This window comes from Pedobacter foliorum, from assembly GCF_013266735.1.
Classification (GTDB): domain Bacteria; phylum Bacteroidota; class Bacteroidia; order Sphingobacteriales; family Sphingobacteriaceae; genus Pedobacter; species Pedobacter foliorum.
The window spans coordinates 1-18,758 of record NZ_JABSNU010000023.1 but is presented as its reverse complement, the minus strand read 5'-3'; the positions used below and the strand labels follow the sequence as shown (position 1 = coordinate 18,758).

General features: G+C 37.8%; 15 protein-coding genes and 1 riboswitch. Of the genes, 9 read left to right on the top strand and 6 right to left on the bottom strand.

The window, feature by feature from the left end; all coding sequences use genetic code 11:
• Positions 1-5: 5 nt before the first annotated feature.
• Entirely contained in the window at positions 6-206 is a 201-nt protein-coding gene (gene thiS, locus HQN83_RS24285) for a sulfur carrier protein ThiS (RefSeq protein ID WP_173094215.1), read from the bottom strand.
• 59 nt (positions 207-265) lie between these two features.
• Positions 266-353, bottom strand: a riboswitch (TPP riboswitch).
• Between the two features lie 256 nt (positions 354-609).
• Positions 610-1,029, bottom strand: a complete 420-nt coding sequence (locus HQN83_RS24280; protein WP_173094213.1) for a hypothetical protein — start codon at positions 1,027-1,029, stop codon at positions 610-612.
• A gap of 317 nt (positions 1,030-1,346) precedes the next feature.
• Here HQN83_RS24280 and HQN83_RS24275 point away from each other — a divergent pair, with 317 nt between their 5' ends.
• A complete protein-coding gene (locus HQN83_RS24275; protein WP_173094212.1) occupies positions 1,347-2,498 on the top strand; it encodes an MFS transporter in 1,152 nt (383 codons plus the stop codon).
• A 4-nt stretch (positions 2,499-2,502) separates the two neighbouring features.
• Here the strand turns inward: HQN83_RS24275 and HQN83_RS24270 are convergent, their stop codons facing one another.
• Positions 2,503-2,907, bottom strand: coding sequence for a YtxH domain-containing protein (locus HQN83_RS24270; RefSeq protein WP_173094210.1), 405 nt, complete (start codon positions 2,905-2,907; stop codon positions 2,503-2,505).
• Between the two features lie 118 nt (positions 2,908-3,025).
• On the opposite strand from HQN83_RS24270, the gene HQN83_RS24265 reads away from it, so the two are divergent.
• The 5 genes from HQN83_RS24265 (at position 3,026) to HQN83_RS24245 (ending at position 9,659) form a co-directional block, all read left to right on the top strand.
• Positions 3,026-5,932 carry a tetratricopeptide repeat protein gene (locus tag HQN83_RS24265; RefSeq protein ID WP_173094209.1) on the top strand — a complete coding sequence of 969 codons (2,907 nt, stop codon included), beginning with the start codon at positions 3,026-3,028 and terminating at the stop codon, positions 5,930-5,932.
• 92 nt (positions 5,933-6,024) lie between these two features.
• Complete coding sequence (locus tag HQN83_RS24260; protein WP_173094207.1) at positions 6,025-7,191, top strand: MFS transporter; 1,167 nt, start codon at positions 6,025-6,027, stop codon at positions 7,189-7,191.
• Between the two features lie 18 nt (positions 7,192-7,209).
• Positions 7,210-8,058 (top strand): helix-turn-helix domain-containing protein, encoded by an 849-nt coding sequence (locus HQN83_RS25475; RefSeq protein WP_173094206.1) that lies wholly within the window; start codon positions 7,210-7,212, stop codon positions 8,056-8,058.
• Between the two features lie 78 nt (positions 8,059-8,136).
• On the top strand, positions 8,137-8,826 hold the full coding sequence (locus HQN83_RS24250; protein ID WP_173094204.1) for an SIP domain-containing protein: 690 nt from the start codon (positions 8,137-8,139) through the stop codon (positions 8,824-8,826).
• Between the two features lie 32 nt (positions 8,827-8,858).
• Entirely contained in the window at positions 8,859-9,659 is an 801-nt protein-coding gene (locus tag HQN83_RS24245; RefSeq protein ID WP_217277466.1) for a DUF3050 domain-containing protein, read from the top strand.
• On the opposite strand, the gene HQN83_RS24240 is transcribed toward HQN83_RS24245, so the two are convergent.
• Entirely contained in the window at positions 9,630-10,112 is a 483-nt protein-coding gene (locus HQN83_RS24240) for a TlpA family protein disulfide reductase (protein ID WP_173094202.1), read from the bottom strand. The genes HQN83_RS24245 and HQN83_RS24240 overlap by 30 nt on opposite strands.
• A 132-nt stretch (positions 10,113-10,244) precedes the next feature.
• Here HQN83_RS24240 and HQN83_RS24235 point away from each other — a divergent pair, with 132 nt between their 5' ends.
• From HQN83_RS24235 to rpiB, 3 genes are read left to right on the top strand one after another with little or no spacing between them, the layout of a single operon-like run.
• Positions 10,245-11,705, top strand: a complete 1,461-nt coding sequence (locus HQN83_RS24235; RefSeq protein WP_173094200.1) for an aminoacyl-histidine dipeptidase — start codon at positions 10,245-10,247, stop codon at positions 11,703-11,705.
• Between the two features lie 24 nt (positions 11,706-11,729).
• On the top strand, positions 11,730-14,024 hold the full coding sequence (locus HQN83_RS24230; RefSeq protein ID WP_173094198.1) for a DUF7133 domain-containing protein: 2,295 nt from the start codon (positions 11,730-11,732) through the stop codon (positions 14,022-14,024).
• A 28-nt stretch (positions 14,025-14,052) separates the two neighbouring features.
• A complete protein-coding gene (gene rpiB / locus HQN83_RS24225) occupies positions 14,053-14,502 on the top strand; it encodes a ribose 5-phosphate isomerase B (RefSeq protein ID WP_173094196.1) in 450 nt (149 codons plus the stop codon).
• Positions 14,503-14,506: 4 nt separating this feature from the next.
• On the opposite strand, the gene HQN83_RS24220 is transcribed toward rpiB, so the two are convergent.
• The gene (locus tag HQN83_RS24220; protein WP_173094194.1) at positions 14,507-15,229 is read right to left on the bottom strand and encodes a DUF4397 domain-containing protein; all 723 of its coding nucleotides are present in this window, start codon (positions 15,227-15,229) and stop codon (positions 14,507-14,509) included.
• Positions 15,230-15,383: 154 nt separating this feature from the next.
• Positions 15,384-17,018, bottom strand: a complete 1,635-nt coding sequence (locus HQN83_RS24215; protein ID WP_246254580.1) for a L,D-transpeptidase family protein — start codon at positions 17,016-17,018, stop codon at positions 15,384-15,386.
• Between the last annotated feature and the right edge of the window lie 1,740 nt (positions 17,019-18,758).

Genomic DNA, 18,758 nt, shown 5'->3' with positions numbered 1-18,758 from the left:
GGTCATTAACCGCCCTGAGTGGCTTTAATGAGAATTACCTGGTCGCCATGTTTTAACTCGTGCTCGGCCCAGGCAGATTTAGAAATGATGGTTTGATTAATGGCTACAGCGATTCCTTTAGCCTGAACGTTAATAACAGACAGCATTTGTTCTACAGAACAAGGGTTGTTAAACTCGTAATTTTGTTGATTTACAGTTATTTCCATCTTTAAATAAATTGGAAAAACTATAGAGATTGCCCATAGTGGGACGAAAAGATAGCAATAGATTTGCTTCTACTTTTCCCTTCGGCAGTACTAACTGCATCAGGTTCAAAGGGTATATCTCAGCGCAAGGCACCCCTAAAGTTTTTTGTAAAGCTATGTTATTTTTTGGAAAAACAAATAGTAGAGGTTTAAAAACTACCCTAGGCGACTTAGTGCTTTCACTATGTGTCACTATTGTGTGAGTATCAAACTCGAATGAAATCCGAACCAATTACACTACAACTTCGTTTCAGAACGAATGCGCATTGTAGGGGAAACGTAGGAGAAGCGAAGGGGTAGCCTAGTTGATACTGACGCAATCCCCATACAATACCCCAACAATCCTTATTCAAAGATCCCTTACTTATTTTGTAACCATTCTTAGATTTTGAAACTCCTCTTCGTATCGGGTTGCGATGCTAATCTTGGCGATTTCTTCTGAGATGCTGTCCAGTTTGGTGCTTAAATGCCCGAAGGTAGTTGATGTATCTTCTGAGATGCTATCCAGTTTGGTGCTTACATGCCAGAAGCTGGTTGATGTATCTTTTGTGAGGATATTTAGTTCCTTTTCGATGTTGCCTAATCTTCCTTCCATTGTATTGAACCTTCCTTCCATTTTATTGAACCTTTCATCTATTTTAGCAAAGTTTTCGTCAACTGTTGTAATTATCCCTCTTATCGTTGCATGGGTGCCATTGGCAAGTTCTATGAGGCTGGCTATCGATTCTTCTAGTTTGAGTACCGTGATTTCGAGTTTAAACACGGTGGTTTCTAGCTTAGACATCGTTGTTTCGAGTTTAAACATTGATTGCTCTAATCTTGACGTTTTTTCTTCTAATCCGAATAATTTCTCTTTTAACTCTTCCATTATTTCTTTTTGGTTATTCAAATTTCTACAATTCCTTTCGGATTTTCATCATCATCAACCCAAATCACTATCAGAATCCAATAAATAATTTTATCAAGTTCCATGAAAAAAATAATCTAATTAACTTGCTAAATAGTTTTTTCAGCTCCAAAAGGAATGTTTACATTTGTATCCTATTAATTACGACTAGCTGCACTTTAGAGTGATTAATTTAATTTTTTCATCTCTTGTTAATGATTTCAAACAGTAAACATAGGTTTTTCTTAAGCCTTTTCTTTTTTATTTCAGGTTTCAGCTTTGCTACCTGGGCATCAAGAATTCCAACCATAAAAACCGCATTTGGGTTTAACGAGGCAGAGTTGGGAACTATTCTGTTGGCGATGCCGGTTGGTTCTTTAATCGGCTTACCGATTTCTGGCTGGTTAGTGTCTAAATATAATAGTCGTGTGCCATTGGCAGTTGGTTATGCCTTAAATGCATTTTCACTTGCTTTAATAGGAATTGCTCACAATACGCTTAGCCTTGTTTTTGCCATATGTGTGTTCGCTTTTACAACCAGAATATTCAACATATCGGTTAATACACAAACCTTAACACTACAAAAGAGGTTTGAAAAAAAGATAATAGGCTCATTTCACGGGTATTGGAGCATAGGTGGGATAGCCGGAATTGCATTGTCCACGCTTTTGTTAACTTTTAACGTAAGCTTAGCCGTCCATTTCTCTATTGTTGCCGGACTGATGTTGCTTGTAACCCTATATTCATATCAATTTTTATTAAAAGGAGATAAGTCAGAAACGGGTAATAAGCTGATATTAAGTAAGCCAGATCCTTATATCTTTTACCTTGGTATAGTTGTGTTCTTATGCGCAATATGCGAAGGAGGGATGTTTGATTGGAGTGGGATTTACTTTCAGGAAGTACTAAATGTCTCTATATTCACCTACGGATACTTGATCTTTATGACATTTATGGCTGCCTCAAGGTTCCTGTCCGATTTCATTATCGTAAGAATTGGTATGCCCAAAACATACATCATGAGTGCTGCATTTATTGTATCTGGCATTTCATTGGCTGTTATATTTCCAACTTTCTGGACTGCAATGGTCGGCTTTTCTCTTGTAGGATTTGGAACAGCCTCAATCATACCAATGTCGTATGCCTTGGCAGGAGCTTCAAAAAAGTATTCGCCGGGTATGGCTATATCGATTATAGCCACTTATTCGATAACAGGGATGCTTTTAGGACCTCCATTAATTGGATACCTTGCGCATGCATTTAATTTAAGAGTATCCTTTGTTGTTTTTGGATTATGCGGATTAATGCTTGTACCGATAACCAAAATGTTTTTTAACCACCAAAGGATAGCTCTCGATATTAAATAAAAAACTAGGCGTTTTGTATTGCATCGTTGGCATCATCGGCAGTGTTTTTAATTGCTGATTTTGCTTTCTCTAGTTCTGTATCTCTAAAGTCTTTAAATTCTTGCGAAACAGTGTTTACTTTGGTTTTCACGTTGTCTACAACCTGATTTTTTAATCCACTAAGGCTTTGTTTTCCATTATTGAAATTATCCTTAATGGAATGAAAACCATCTTTTACATTATCTGCAAGGTCTAATGCTTTGTCAGATATTTTCTCTCTTGTTTTTTTTCCGCTGTCGGGAGCAAATAAAAGCCCTATAACAGCACCTACCGCTAATCCAGCTAATAGTCCTATTACGGCTCCTGTTTTGTCAGTTGGGACAGTTGGGAAATTGGACAAGCGGTTAGATATTAATTTTTTATAATTCATAATAGATGTTTTTACTTAGATAGTAACACATTCCGTACCATAGTGTTTTAATAAATTGAAATTTTATCATTTTGTGTAGCAGCCGCTTAAAAATCGTGTAATAGATAAAAAAAAGAGAATGGAGAAAACTATTATATTTAATGCAAATATGAAAAGATTCTGCTTTTTTCTGGTTTTGTTTCTTACTCTTAGCGGAGCAACAACCAGGTCTCAGACTATTAATCCTGATAGTACACAAAAAGTCTTTGCAAAGCTAGCAAAGATGAAGAGGCTGCTTCTTATTGTGTATGGGAATATGCCCGATTCTGTGTCTGTAATTGGTAGTATGTTAAACTTAGGAGCATGGAAGGAAGCCGATAGTTTGATTGAAGCTTTTAATCATAATACATTAGATTATCATTTGCTTAAAGTTGATTACCTAATCTTAAATAATAAGTATAAAGAAGCAGAAGCTATAGTAACTCGGGTACTAAAGCAAGAACATAAAAACGAAAAGGCATTGCTATTAAAAGGCTTTTTAGAGATACAGGCGTGGCGTATACTAAAGGCCGAAAATACGGCAAAGCAAGTTCTTCAAAATAATCCTGAAAGTGAAGAAGCATCTCTTTTACTGGGTAGGGTTAAGTTGCTTCAAAAGGAGTATAAAAGTGCATTGCAAATTGCCAAAGAGATCCAGCAGAAAAATCCAAAAAGTGCTAAGGCATATCAGCTTGAAGCTGATGTTTACTTTTGGGATCAGCATCCTGAACAGGCCGAAAAGCCCTTAATTAAATCACTTGAACTAGATCCTTTCAATGCTGATGCAAGATTTAGCTACGGATATGCGATATGGAGAAGGGTAGATGCAACCCAGCTTAATGCTATGGCGGCCCAATGGGAGCTGGCATTGGCACTTAATCCGCTTCATTATCAAACCCACTGGCATTGGGGCAATGGCCATACCAATTTAACCTATGCCGATTATGCCGAGCCCAATGATGAAGTAATCAGAAAAGCACTTTTAAAAGCTGATGATCTGATTAAAAATAATGATGTAGCGGGCGCAATAGCCGTTACAAGGGCTGTAGAGAAACAGTACAGCGAGTCTGTTTTACCTTTAATGCATAGAGCTTCCATTTATTACAGTGCATTTGATCTTGATAGGGAAATGCGTCTCGATTCAGCCGAAAGTATTTTTAAAGCTATTTTGCTTAAGAAAAAGCATTATGGACCAGCTCATAATGGCTTGTCTGCTGTTATTAAATCGAAAAGAATTCCTTTTTTGGATACGTATGAGCCTATTACCAAAACATTAGCTAATACAAGAATCACGGATATTAAAAACTTCACTAAGGTGTTTTCTGATGTAAGTTACTATCCAGGAGAAACAGCAAAAGCGATGGTTTGGAATCAGCTTTATTCTTCCGTCGCGTATTTTCCATTTCTATCTAAGCAGGGTAATACTTTTAAGATACCACCATTGCATCAAGATTTGGCAATAGCAATGAATGCTCCGGCTTTTAGGTATATGACCACCTTTGACAACAGGCAGTGGATGGATATCAGAGGTGTTGGGAGTGGGGCTGCCGGAATAGAATATGTAGAACGCGGGGCATTTATGGAGCGAAATGTGGTATTGCACGAGTATGTTCATTTGTTTCATGGCGCAGTATTAACGGATGCCGAAAATAGGCAGATCAGGGCGCTGTACTATAATGCTATGAAAGAAAAACGCACACTCGATTATTATTCTCAAAACAATGAAAGCGAGTATTTTGCGCAAACATACCCTGCGTATTTTGAACCTGTAAAGGTGCATCCGTTAGATTTTAAATCTATGAATACCACCTTAGATCTAAAATCTAAAGATCCTGATATGTATAGTTTTCTGGATAAATTGATTGCTAAAGAAAAAGCCTATTTGGCAGGTGATAAGAAGGCCATGGCTAGCAATTGGGCAGAGGTTTATGTTAATTTGGCTAGTCGTTCTGGTAATTCAAAAATAGCGGTAGCGTATCTGGATACGGCTTTAATTTACGACGCTAAGTACCTACCTGCTTATTTGAGCATTGCCAATCTGAAAATATACAATAAGGATTTTAATGGCGCAGAGCAGTGGTTGACAAAAGCACAGCGCATTGATGCCGGTTATGCTCCGATTTATGTTGTTTATGCTGATTTGGCGGCCGCTAAATATACGGCCCGACAGATTAGTCAAGAAGAATCTATTAAGCAACAAGCGGCTTATCTGCAGCAATCTATTAAACAAGAAGATGATTTTCAGGAGTTGGCAAAGAACAATATGCTACTTCGTGAAATGTATAGAAGAAATGCCCGACTAAAAGAAGCCATTGCAGCAGCCGATCAATATGTTAAAACAGGAGCTACAGTATCTACCTATTTAAGAGATAGAAAAGATGAAGCTGTTGCTTTTTCTGCATCATTAAAGACCGCTCTTGGAGATACAATGCAGGTTTCCATTTTAAAGAAGCTGGTCGATCAAAAGCCTCAAAACTTTGAACTTAGAACAATGTATGCGGATGCACTTGCTGAAAACAAAAAGTACAATGAGGCTATAGCTACCATAAAAGAGGCTCAGAGAATTTTAAAGGCATCTGGTAATGATAGGCCTGATTACAACCTGCGAATTGCTGAATTTTACAATGAACTGAAGGACAGAGACAGTGTTAAAACATATTTGGAGCCATTTATAGCTGGTAAGTTGTATGTTAAAGGGCTTAATCAATTGAGATATATTAGGCTCCTCGCCGAAACCGGATATAGAACCAGAGCTTCGGAATTGCTAAAGCGGGTAAATACTACAGGCGACAATATTTATACTTCCGATTATTTATACACTTCAGCAAAACTGCTACAGGTTAATCAGAGAAAAGCAGAAAGTGAAATTTTATACGAAAGAGCTATTGAGGTAAACCCTTATCATTTTGCGGCATATCAGGAATTAATTGGTTATGCAAAAGAGAAAAAGCAAACCAAGAGGATCAATGAGTTGGAGTTGAATATGAAAAATAACAACTTAAAATAAGCCAAAACTTTTTTTACTAAAAACAGACTAATTAAGTCATTTTATTATCTACTTTTGTATTGTGTATTTTTTACACTAAGTACCTTTAGATTATGAAGAAAAGTTTGCTTGCTTTAACCCTTGGAGGCCTTGGAATCGGGATCACAGAATTTGTGATGATGGGCCTTTTGCCAGATATCGCCAAAGATTTAAATATTACCATACCTCAGGCAGGGCATCTTATTTCTGCTTATGCTTTAGGTGTTGTAATTGGCGCGCCATTACTAGTTGTAATTGCGGGTAGTTATCCTCCCAAAAAGATTCTAATGGTTTTGATGTTGATGTTTACAGGCTTTAATGCCTTCTCTGCATTTGCACCAGATTATAACACGATGTTTGCCGCTCGTTTACTGGCAGGCTTACCACACGGAGCTTTCTTTGGGGTAGGTTCTGTAGTTGCAAGTCGTATAGCAGAAAAGGGTAAAGAGGCGCAATCAGTTTCACTGATGTTTGCAGGGTTAACCATAGCAAACGTGATAGGAGTGCCGCTAGGGACTTATATCGGCCATAATTACTCATGGAGATATACTTTTGTAATCATCGTTATTGTAGGTATAGTTACCTTGTTAAGCTTAAAATCATGGATGCCTGCACTTCCTGCTACCAAAAATCGCGATTTAGGTAAAGAGCTTAACTTCTTTAAACTTCCAGAGTCATGGTTAATCATATTAATGATTGCAATTGGTACAGGAGGGTTGTTTTCATGGTATAGCTATATTGCTCCATTACTTACCGAAGTTTCCGGATTCGCCGCAAATTCAATCACATATATCTTGGTTGTAGCCGGATTAGGGATGCTAGTAGGTAACTTTATTGGAGGCAAACTGGCAGATAAAATATCGCCTGCAAAGGCAACGCTTACCTTATTGGTAGCGATGTCTATTAGCCTTTTAATAGTGCATTACGTGTCAGGAAATCAGGTTATGGCTATCATCATGACATTTGTAACCGGAGCAATCGCTTTTGCAGCTGCCTCGCCAATTCAAATGTTGATGATCAATACAGCTAAAGGTTCAGAGATGCTTGCGGCCTCAGTTAGTCAGGCCAGCTTTAACATAGGTAATGCGCTTGGTGCATTTTTAGGCGGTTTGCCATTGGCAGCAGGTTTTGATTATACTTCTCCGGTTTCTGTGGGTTCAATAATGGCATTAACAGGTGCAGCGTTTGCATGGATGCTTATTGCCAGAACCAAAAGAGTTGCTAAATTGAACTACGCATAAAAATTCTAAATTAGTACCGTGAAAAACATTATTCCGGTGCATAAACTCCATGAACGTTCTTCGACGGGCATGGAGATGATTTACTTTGAGGGCGCTAAAGAACGTGCATCGCTTTTGGGTGCACACCGAGACGACCATTACATTTTTATATTTCAGGAAAAAGGGGAAAGCAGTTTCATGCTTGATTTTAAAACCCTTTACATTGATGGTTGCGCAGTATTGTATGTGGCACCAGGTCAGGTTCATCATAACATAGGCCATATGAATGCTACGGGCTGGTTTCTTGCTATTGATACCCTATTGGTTAATGAAGAGTACAGGACTGTTTTTGAGCAATACATCATAGTTAACGAGCCGCTCACACTTGATGATAAGAATGCAGTAAAATTTAAGCAATGTGTGCAATTGGCGTATGATAGGTTTCTACGCATCGAGGAGCCGCTAAGCAGATCGATTGCGCATTCTCTTGCTCAATCCTATATCGGCATGATTGCCGAACTTTATCTTTCACAAACTCAATTTGCGCAAAAGCAAAATACCAGACCAATTCAAATTAATAGTCAGTTTAGGAGTCTGCTGATGGGAAGTTTTAAAACAACTAAAAGTCCGGCCGAGTTTGCCGAGAAATTAAACATATCACTTACTTATTTAAATGAGGTAGTTAAAGGGCATACGGGCTTTCCGGTTAGTTACTGGATTCATAATGAGATCGTTCTTGAAGCAAAGAGGTTGCTGTATTATACCGATTTAACGGTAAAAGAAATCTCCTTTGAATTGGGCTTCTCGGATCATACTTACTTCTCGAGATTGTTTACTAAGTTTGTCGGAAAATCAGCTGGTGCCTTTAGAGCTATATACCGCGCATAGTCCAATAATTACCCTATATTCTTCATTTCCTGCTGTCCGTTTTTAGTGTTGCTTTGCAATACATAAAAACTGAAAATTATGAATATTCTAAAAAAGAAGGCCCTTGTAATATTCGAAAAGCAATTTGGTAAGACTGGGCATGTTCTTGATGTACGTGCATGGAATCCTTCAACTTTTTACGAGATAGATCTTCACCTACCGGGGGTTGATATGAGCAAATGGCAAAGTGTACAACATATGAAATGTAAAGTTGCCAATGGGGTTTACAGAGACTATACACCTGCCCATTGGGATGCCGAAACGCAGACCTGTACGCTTTATGTTGATGCTGCACACGATGGAGACGGTAGCAAATGGGCAGCTACCTTAAAGCCGAAAGATGACATTACTTACCTTGGAATTTCAAGCACTTTTACAAAACCGATTGCTTCTGCCTCATTAACCTGCCTTGGGGATAGTTCTGCAATAGGGCACTTTTTGGCTTTAGAGCAATTGGCGGGCAAGGGGAATGTCTCGGGAGCTGTGGTAATTAAGGAAGAAGAGCACCGAAAAGCATTTATGTCTTACTTTGATTCTACGCTAGAGGCAATCCCTCAAAAGATGCATAACAATATTGATAACCTGCAAGAATGGCTACGCGAACAAAGCCTTGATGGTGGTGCCATTTATTTAGCAGGGAATGTTCCAATGGTTGTTGAGCTCAGAAAAATAATTAAAGCACTGCCAGGTTTTAATGGACGTGTTAAAGTGCAGGGTTTTTGGTGGTAAATTTTTACCTTTGCAGCCTGCAAGAAAAAGGAATGATGAGTAATACACCACTGGAAAGAATCCAAAGCGAAATAGAGCCATTAAGGCAACAGATAATCAATCATAAAGTTTATTCAGTTATCAATGATCTTGAAGATTTAAGAATCTTCATGCAATATCATGTGTATGCAGTTTGGGATTTTATGTCGCTGTTAAAATCGCTTCAGATTAACCTTACTTGTACAACTATTCCTTGGTTTCCTGTTGGATCAGCAAATAACAGGTATTTGATTAATGAGATTGTAGCCGGCGAAGAGTCTGATGTAGATAGCAAAGGCGAGAGAAAGAGTCATTTTGAGATGTACCTTGAAGCAATGAATCAATGTGGAGCCGATACTGCTCAGATTGATCAGTTTGTAAATGCTTTGAAAGCAACAGGAGATTTGAATAAGGCTTATGAATTATCTGAAACACCAGTCGAAGCTAAAAACTTTGTAGATTTTACTTTTAAAATCATCAATAGCAATCAGCCGCATTTACAGGCAAGTACGTTTACATTTGGTAGGGAAGATTTGATTCCAAATATGTTCTTAACTATAGTAAACGACCTGAATAAGAAATTCCCTGATCAGATCTCTTTGTTTAAATATTACCTCGACAGGCATATAGAAGTTGATGGAGATCATCACAGTCACCTTGCTCTTGAAATGACTTCAGATCTTTGCGGTACTAGCGAAGAGAACTGGAAAACAGCAGAGCAGGCAACTATTGAATCGCTTAAAAAGCGTATTGAGTTATGGGATGGCGCTTACAATAAAATAGTATTACTTCATCAGGTCGAAGAACTTTTGTAAGTCCTTTTCGTTGCTAGAGTAAAATGTAAGATTTTTGGACTTATCGTAAAGGTATAGTGATGGGTATTGTTTTGGGTGGAACAAAGGAATGAATACGCGATCTTTATCCTGTAAAATTGTAACATTCTTTAAAGCCTGTAACGGTTTACCGAACTTGTTAAAGAAATAATCTATAGAACGTTGCTCATCCTGAGTAATCATATAAATATTTATTCCAGTTAATTCTTTTGTCCTTTTAGACATATTTGCTGCTGTTCTTTGGCAGTGCTCACAAGTAGCATCAAAGAACATCAGTAAAGCTTTTTTCCCTTTAGGAATCTGATTTGTTGAATAAGAATTTCCATCAGTTTTATAGAAAACTGCTGCAGGTAATGCGCTGCCAGGCGTAAGTGTTTGTGAAAAAGCTATGGTAGAAAATGCACAAAGTATTAAAGAGAATAGTATTTTTTTCATATGGTGTTATTAATAGAAAGCGCTAATATCATACTAATACAGATGTTGTGCAACAATAAGATGATAAAAGATTAGCGCTATTTGTATGTAAAAACTTTTCTCTAAGTTTGTTTATATACAAATGAGATGGGAATGAAAGTCGAAAATTTAGAGCCAGCAGCGCTTTGGAATAATTTTATCAGTTTAAATGCAATACCTCGTGCCTCGAAAAAAGAGCAAAGGGTAATACAGTTTATGGTCGATTTCGGTAAAGGACTTGGATTGGAAACTGTAGAAGATCATATCGGTAATGTGGTTATTAAAAAGCCAGCAACAGCAGGTATGGAAAATAAGCAAACCATAATACTTCAATCGCATCTGGATATGGTTCATCAAAAGAATGGTGATACTGTTTTTAATTTCGATACCCAAGGCATAGAAATGTATGTAGATGGCGATTGGGTAAAAGCAAAAGGAACTACTTTGGGCGCCGATAACGGCATTGGTGTAGCTACTATTATGAGTGTTCTTGCTTCGTCAGAAATTGCTCATCCGGCAATAGAAGCTTTGTTTACAATTGATGAAGAGACCGGGATGACAGGAGCGAAGGAGCTTGATCCAACTAACCTATCTGGTACTATTTTACTTAATCTGGATACTGAAGAAGATGATGAACTAACCATAGGCTGTGCCGGAGGTATAGATACAAACACGATCTATAGCTACAAACAAAAGCAGCTATCGGGCAATAAAATAGCATACCAAATCTCTATAAAGGGTTTACTTGGCGGACACTCCGGAATGGATATTCATAAAGGCAGAGCCAATGCAAATAAATTAATGAACCGATTGCTTTATGAAGCTAATAAAGAAATAGGTGTTCAATTGAGTTCTGTAGATGGCGGAAGTTTAAGAAATGCAATTCCGAGAGAATCAAAAGCGGTAATAGCTATAGAAAATACTCAGAAAGAAAAGTTTAGCGCATTTATAACAAGATTTGCCTCAATTATTGAAGCAGAATACCATGCCATTGAGCCTTCATTAACTATTTCTGCAACAGAAACAGAGCTGCCAGGCTTTGTAATGGAGGAGGCTGACTTTACCAATATTGTTAACGCAATTTATGCACTACCTAATGGGGTTTTTAGAATGAGCCCTGATATTGCAGACCTTGTAGAGGCATCTTCTAACCTGGCAAGGGTTATTATTGGAAATGGAGAATTTGTTACTCAGTCGCTACAACGCAGCAGTGTAGAAAGCACCAAAAGAGATGTTGCGCTCGCAGTTGGAGCATCTCTTGAGATTATTGGCTGTGATGTTTCTCGCAGTGGAGACTATCCTGGTTGGAAGCCTAATGCCGATTCGGCAATATTAGAGCTAATGGCCGATTTGTACAGAACAAGTTTTAATTCGGAACCTAATGTTAATGCCTGCCATGCAGGTTTAGAATGTGGTATTTTGGGCGCTCATCTTCCGGGTATGGATATGATTTCTTTTGGGCCGACAATTCACGGCGCACACTCTCCTGATGAAAAAGTGCAGATCTCTTCAGTACAGAAATTCTGGGGCTATTTACTAAAAGTACTTCAACAAATTCCTTCTAAAAACAGTTAACTATCAGCGCGTTTTATCCTTATTATGAAAGTTTACATATATATATTCTTAGCACTTATTGTTTTTTCTTTATATCAATGTCAGAGTTACAAGAAAGCTACTACTAACACATCTGTACAGAATAAGCCTATAGATTTTAACCTGGCATCTGTGGTTCCTGCCGATGAGGCCATTAGTAAAATGGTGGTCGAGGATGGATTTGAAGTGAAACTGATAGCAGCCGAGCCGATGGTAACAACACCGGTTGCGATGTCATTTGATAACAAAGGCCGTATGTGGGTGGTAGAAATGAATGGATATATGCCTGATACGCTTGGTACCGGTGAGGATAAGCCTACCGGGAAAATCATTATTCTGGAAGACAAAAATAAGGATGGTGTTGCTGATGAGCGTAAGTTGGTGATTGATTCATTGGTATTACCTAGAGCTATCTGCTTAATTGAAGATGGTATTCTGGTTGCAGAACCACCAAACTTATGGTACTATGAGCTTAAAAACGATAAGCCAGTAAAAAGAACACTTGTAGATGATAAATATGCAGGTGAAGGTAATGTAGAGCATCAGCCAAATGGGTTGTTAAGAGCATTGGATAATTGGATTTATAACGCAAAATCAAGCAAAAGATACAGAAAGCAAGGTGACAAGTGGTTAATTGAAAACACGCATTTTAGAGGACAATGGGGTGTTAGTCAGGATAATTACGGACGGTTATACTATAATGATAATTCATCAAATGTAATAAGTGATTACTTTACTCCTGGTTTCGGCTCTGCCAATAAAAACCAAAGGGGAGTAGATGGCTTTTCGGAAAGAACAGTGCCAAATAATAGAGTGTACCCAATTAGGCCTACTCCAGGTGTAAACAGAGGCTATTCGGCTGGTATTTTAGATGATAGTTTAAGATTAGTGAACTTTACGGCTGCATGTAGCCCTCTAATATACCGAGGAGACTTGTTTGGTAGCGCTTTTGATTTTAATGCATTTGTAGCTGAGCCATCAGCAAATTTAATTAAAAGAGATGTTTTAACCGAAAACGGATACGTGGTAAAAGGAGAACAAGCATATAAAGGCAAGGAGTTTTTGGCTAGTGTAGACGAAAGGTTCAGGCCGGTTAGTTTATATAATGGCCCTGATGGCGCTTTATATGTTATTGATATGTACCGAGGTATAATACAGCATAAAACTTATGTAACACCTTATCTATCTGGGCAAATTAAGGCCAGAAGCCTAACGCAACCTTTAAACTGTGGTAGAATTTATAAGGTAGTTCCTAAAGGTAAAAAAACAGTTTTTACAAATATTCCTAATGATCCCAATAAGCTGGTTGAGCTTTTGGGAAGTTCAAATGGATTTATAAGAGATATGGCTCAGCAAACGCTGATAGATGGGAAATACAAACAGGCAATTCCTCTTTTAAAATCTATTATAAAGCAAACAAGCAATCCATTGCTGGTAATTCATGCTTTGTGGACGCTAGAAGGGCTTAATGCTTTAGAAACTAACGAAGTATTGGCGCTGTTGAAAAACACCGATTGGCCAATACGTATGCAAACATTAGCAGTGCTTCCATCTGTAATTAATCAGAGCTCCTACAGGTATTACATCAAAGCGTTAAATGAAATTGTTGCAAATAACGATGAGCTTGCAGCTCCTTATGTAGCATTTTTGGCCAGGTATATTAAGCCATTTAATGAAACCTCTGCTGATGAGCTATTGGTAAATCTGGTTAAAAAATACCCTAATAGTAATTTTGTATCTGACGCTGTGATTAGCAATTTAGCCTATCGCGAGGAAAGCTTTAAAGAAACCATAGCTAAGTTTGAGCCAGATACAAACCTGAGAATAAACAAGCAATTGCAAAGTGTAATTACAGCTTTTAATAACGCTCAAAAGAATCGCGACCCAAAGGTGCTTGCTAAGCAATATCCTAAAGGATCGGCACTATTCTTATCAACCTGTCAGACCTGTCACTCGGCCGATGGAAATGGGATAGCATCTTTAGCACCTCCTTTAAATAAGTCGCAATGGGTAAATGGCGACAAAAACACCTTGTTGTCAATTGTTTTGTTTGGATTAACAGGGCCGGTAAATGTTAATGGTCATGTTTATAAGGCGCCGGAAATTGCAGGCGATATGCCTGGAATAGGCCATAGCGAAGAGATTTCTGACGAAGATATTGCGCAATTATTAAGCTTTATTAGAAGCTCGTGGCAAAACAATGCAGGGAAAGTAGATGTTAAAGATGTAGTAGGTGTTCGTCAGAAATTTAAAAGCAGACAAAAAGCCTTTACTGTAGAAGAATTAGAATCAAAGAAATAAAACCTGAATTTATAAAACACATTAAGTTATGAAAGTAGTAATTGGATCAGATCATGCGGGTTTTACTTATAAAACGATATTGATAAAAATGTTGCATGATGAAGGGTATGAGGTAATTGATAAAGGAACGCATACTCACGCACCAAGCGACTATCCTGATCATGCTACACATGTAGCTCGTGCATTGCTTAATAACGAAGGTGATAGGGGGATTTTGGTGTGCGGCAGCTCAGTGGGAGTTAGTATTGCTGCAAATAAATTTAAGGGTATTAGGGCAGGTGTTTGTCATGATACCTATTCAGCGCATCAATCTGTAGAGCACGACGATGTAAATGTTTTATGTATCGGTGAGCGTGTTATAGGCATCGAATTGGCCAAAGATATCGTGAGGGCATTTCTCAAGGCTACTTTTTCTAACGAGGAACGACATGTTAAACGATTAGAAAAAATAGCCGCCATTGAGAGGGAGGAGATGTAGGGTGTTATTGTACTACGGTAATTTGTCCGCTAAAAGGATGTTCTGTTCCGGTTGGAGTAAGCATACCCCTTGAGATAATGGTATAAATTTTACCTTTCTTAATGTCGAAATCTTTAATTTCTGTTTTAAGAGCACCTGTAGCTTTATCTTTAATTTCGAAAGTATAAACCTTGGCAGGGATTTCAATAAATTCACTTACAGCTTTAAAAGCTTTGTCGGTAGCTATAGCAACACCATCTTTGGTTGCAATATTAAGCGCCGGGGCATCTGGTGATAAATTGATAAACCTTACACGTGCTTTATCATCTCCGGGAGTTTTAATCTCATCAGTGATAAGAAGGTAATCAAGCGCCGTACCTTTTCCAATAACAAACAAGGAGTAGGCATTGCCATTTTCAAGCGTTAAACTTTCTGAAAGTAAGCTTTCAGAACTGCTTTCGGTAGTAAGTTTAGCTGCAAATATTCCTGGATTTAAGCGTATATAAGGTATAGCGCCTCCAAATGGAAGGGCTCCATTATGTATTTTAGTATTATTTAAATAGAAATTATAAGTAGCTAATGTTGGTGAAGTGTTAGTAACGGTCAGTAGAGTTAAACGAGTCTCTGGAGCCGGATCATTGTTTTTGCAGGACTGCATCAGTAAAGTTAAAAGCAGTATAGCAATAGCAATAATGCAAATTACAAAGGAGTTTGAGTAAGAGCTTTTAGTAAAGGATTTAGTCGCCATAAGTTTTGGTTTAGGGTTAGTAATTGAGAGTTCGTAATTAAGTAAAAAAACAAGGCCGGCTCACCTGAGCCGACCCCGAATCTAAATTAACGCTCTCAACACCTAAACGAGGCTCGTTGGGAAATCGCTACAGCAGGATTAAGAAAAATTATAATTATTCTTCTTTAAGCAGCATATTGGCCAATGGCTCATCTCTGCTATAAATATCTTTTCGGAAATTTAGGTGGTTATTACGGTCTGTAAAAGCCGTGAAATAAGCTATATAAACAGGAACTTTCTTTTTAAGGGTAACATATTGCTCTTTACCCGAGTTCATAGCTGTTTTTATTTTAGTGGCGTCCCAACCTTTGTTATCCTTAAGCAGAAATTCTGCAAGTTTTGTAGGGTTTTCTACCCTTATACATCCGTGGCTAAATGCTCTTGAGGATTCTCCAAATAGTGATTTAGCAGGAGTATCATGGAGGTAAATATCGTAACTATTAGGGAATAAAAACTTTACAAGCCCTAAAGAGTTTTTAGGCCCTGGTTTTTGTCGTACTACCGGCAAACCACCACTATAGCCCGTTATTTCCATTTGATGCGTGCTAATGTAGTTTTTATTGCGACGCATGGCAGGTAAAATTTCATTGCGGACTATGCTTGTTGGGACATTCCAGTAAGGGCTAAATACTACATATTTCATGTCGCCCGAAAAGATGACTGTTTTATGGAGAGATTGGCCTACCACAACATTTCCGCTCCATAACAAACTGTCTGAATGGTAAACATGTAGTTTAAATTCTGGAATATTTACCGCAAGATAGCTTGAATCTACTTTTACCGGCAACCATCTGCTACGCTCCATATTTACCAAGATTTGCCTGATTCGCTTTTTTAATGAGGTATTTAGCTCTGTTAATGTGCCTGGTCCAATAGAACCATCTGCGCCCATTCCATTTCTTTCTTGAAATTGTTTCACAGCTGCTAGAAGCTCATCATCATAGTGCGTATTGGTGGTGTCTCCTTTAAAATCCTCCAGTTTAAACAGTCGAGTTTTGATTTTTGCAATTACTTCAGAAGAATCACCCGGCTTATATGATTTTTTATCGGCCACAATAGGTTGCCAGCTATCTTTTTGTTCGAGGTCTCTGTATTTAATCAGGAAGTTTTTCAGGAGATCATACTGCCTGTAAACAGGAGCAACCGTTGTGCCTGCGAATTTAGCAGGAGCTTTAATCATGCTATCTAAGTATGCATCGTATGCAATTTTTTTGCGTGGAAGAAACCATTCGGCAGATTTACTAATAGAAGCATCCATACCTTCCCATGCCAATTTAGCGAAAACAAAATACTGGGCAGTAAGCATCAGTTCCAGATTAATGTCTGGTTTTTTGGTTTGTTTGGCGTAAATCATCGAATCCAGTGAGGCACGATAAGGCACATCTTTATTTATTCCTTCATCTTTTAGGTTTTTAACCCTATCGGTAAGGTTGCCTGCTTGTTCTATTAACCCATTTTTATTGTACCATGCAAAGGCAAAATGCCTGCTGTTGTAAAATTTACGGATAGAGGGAGCGTATTCTTCTAGTTGCGGATGCGCTGTAATGAATGATTCTATTTGGAGTGTATCAAAGAAAAGTTCCTGTTCGGAATTGAAGTTTCCGGGGATTGTTTTATTCCACTCTTTTATGGAACGTCTTTTTAGTGAGTCCTTTGTGATTTTGGGAGCCTTTTTTTCTGATTGGTTGCAGCTACTTAAGTATAGTAAGCCCAAAAACAAAAAAGATACAATAGGGAGGGGGCGTAACATGTTCATGCTTTAATTTTATTTAATAAATATCACGATTCCAAATTGATTTGAAAAGGAGTAGGTAACTTAAAATGATGATGTTCACATTAATTGTTTTTCTTTTTTGTAAAATACTGAATTACAGATGTGTTTTGTTTTGGCGTTTGTTGGTAATTATGTTAAAAACCTGTTGATAAGGTGTGTTTTAGCTGTTGATAAGTTGTTAGTGAGGTGTTGGTTGCTTGTTAATAAAAAATATCACATTTTCCTTGTTTTCAATGATTTAAGTATGTAAATTAGATCTATCGATTGCGAAGTACTTTGACAGTCTGAAGAAATTCCAAAAAGAAAACTTAGCTCAAGGGCAAAAAGATTCTGGAAATTTCGAAGATCAGTAAAGAAAAACTCGAAGTTCAAAGGAGACAGAGAACACGAGATTTAAGATTACCGGAGCCCAGCGCAAAGGTATGTAGGCTGCATCAAGACAGACGTATTTCAGCTGAAGAAGCCTACGGGATGATTCACAAAGAGATAACTTAGACGGGGTTCAAAGTTTGTGAAAACTAAGAATACTACGAAATGGTAAAGTAAAAGAAGAATTGATGCCTTTTTATAGCTATGGCGGTAAAAAGGTGGAAACGGAGAACTCAAATCGAAAGAAGCGAGTCTCCGTTTTCTTGTTTATATATTTATGTGGTTCTTGGTTGGGTACACTATATATATATACTATTTATATTCGATTGTCATCCTGATAGCCTGGTACTAAAAAAGTACAAAAAGTGGTAATGATAATTTTCATTATCACTTTTTTTTGGTTCTTCAACTCCTTCGCTTCTTCTACCGCTTTTGTTCGGACCTCGTTCGCCGCTGGTCGAACGAGGTCCGAACAAGGTGCGTTTTAAGGTGGTGTCAGGAGCGACTATATTATAGGTCCAAATTCCGATTTTTTATAAATCCGAAACCAAACCAAAAACAATCCAGTTAAATGGCAATACCGTCTTGATTAAAACTTTTGAACAATGTTGTTCAGCTCATCGTATTTTAATATCAATCGGTTTTTTTGATTTCATGAATTAAATATAGCGAAATATCAATACACTTCTACATTCTATGCGGCTTACGACGGATATCGACGCAATGAGTGACATTATGCACTTTATATGACCTAAGAATGGGATTAGTTAGAAAGCATTTCATTAGGAATCTAATGGTTTGTTATTTTTGGTTTAATTCAGGACCTCAATATAGCGTTGTTCATATATATAGAGGTAAGCTTTCGACTGGAGGTTGTGTTGTTATTGGTGTTGGAATGAAGCCTTTTCATAGCTGCCATTTAATTTTCTGCCTAGCTTTTAATGAGTTAGGAGATTTCATGAAATAATAATGGGAAAGGGTTTGGAGGTTGGTGGAATTTTCCTACTTTTGCATCCCGCTTCGGAGGAAGAGAAACAGAGAAAAGGATTAGTGAAATTGAGTATTTGAAAGGTTGTAAAGGAGGTTTGTCTCTTTGAGTTTATCAGAATGAAAGTTCAGAAAAACAAAAAGAAAAAAAGAAAATAAAAGTCTTGACAAATAGAAAAAGATTTCTACCTTTGCAGTCCCAAACAAAACGGGGGTTACCAAACGGAGTTTAGTAACGAAATAAAAAAGATTGAAATAATGAAAAGGTTAAACAGAAAGCGAAGAGCAATAAGACTTGGCTGAAACACAAACCAGAACATTAAAGATATATAAAGATGACCCGCGAGGCGAATCGAGAAG